The following is a 1,157-nucleotide window of genomic DNA, read 5'->3' on the forward strand; positions in this document are numbered from 1 at the left end:
TAGTGGTTAGGGGAAGTTATGGAGGTAGCGTCTGATATGAGAGTATGTCTGAAGATCGCCGCAAAGAGATCGTCCGTCACCTCAGTGAGGACGATCTCAACCGGCTCCTAGCGGAGTCTACTGATGAGAAACTCACTGAGCGGCTGATCTTCATCAAGCGTCTCTACAAGGGAGCGACGCTGGAGGACGCTGCCGACGATGTCGGCAGGTCCTCCGGGACAGGAACACGCTGGGCCCGCCGGTGGAACGAAGGTGGTCTCGGTCTCCTGATGCCGAACTTCGGGGGCGGCAGGCCCCCGAAGCTCGGCGAGGACCAACGCGAACGCCTCTTGGAACTCCTTCGTGACGGCCAGCCGTGGAAGAAACAAGAAATACAGCACCTCATCAACGAAGAATTCGACGTAGAATTTCACCCGGTCTACCTGAGTGCCTTCCTCGATAAGCTCGGTCTTTCCTACGCAATTCCGCGGACTAAGCGCCCATCACGCGCGGAGAACGCTGAAGAGGTTCTCGACGAACGCGTCGCTGACGCGTTCGACGAGAAACCTGACGACGCTCCGCACAACAAACGCGACGGAGACGACGAGAAAGGCTGGGTCGTTGACGAGGAAATCCGGACGGACGGCGGAACCGTCCTTGGATTTCTCGACACGTCCCATCCGCAGCCGTGGGATAACTCACAGCGACTCTACACCGTGGATGATCCGCACATTACCCGACCGCTGGTGAAGTTAGACGAACCAGCGGTCGGGTTCTATGCACTCAACGGCCAGAGCGTCGTCAGCTTCCCTGAAGATCAGACGAAAGAGCGGATTTGCGAGTGTCTCGAAGGGATCCGCGAGCAGAATCCGGGTCAGCGGATTCTGCTCGTCTTGGACAACTTCTCTTCGCACGTGTGCGAGCACACCCGTAGGCGAGCCCACCAACTCGGCATCGGTCTCGTGTTTCTCCCGGTTGGCTCTCCGGATCTCAACCCAATCGAGCAGGTCTGGAAGAGCCTCAAGTGGGAAGCATCACCGCTAATTGTGGAGAGCGCGGCAGAATACCGCGCTCTCCTCACTGAGCTCTTTGAGCAACTTACAACTCAGCTGAGTTTCGCAGCCTCGTGGATCGACAAGTATCTCGGCGGATACCTCCAGAAGTTACGCTAGGTACTA

1 protein-coding gene is annotated in these 1,157 nt (G+C 57.6%); it reads left to right on the forward strand.

All coding sequences use genetic code 11. From position 1 onward, the window contains the following. Positions 1 to 44 precede the first annotated feature (44 nt). Positions 45 to 1,151: an IS630 family transposase gene (locus tag D3D02_RS17965; RefSeq protein WP_121571308.1), complete on the forward strand. Its 1,107-nt coding sequence runs from the start codon at positions 45 to 47 to the stop codon at positions 1,149 to 1,151. Positions 1,152 to 1,157: the final 6 nt, after the last annotated feature.

Source organism: Halobellus sp. Atlit-38R (assembly GCF_003665925.1).
Classification (GTDB): Archaea; Halobacteriota; Halobacteria; order Halobacteriales; family Haloferacaceae; genus Haloquadratum; species Haloquadratum inordinatus.

Bases quoted from the DNA above. Each gene is read 5' to 3' on its own strand.
- D3D02_RS17965 (WP_121571308.1), top strand. From the start codon at position 45: ATGTCTGAAGATCGCCGCAAAGAGATCGTCCGTCACCTCAGTGAGGAC.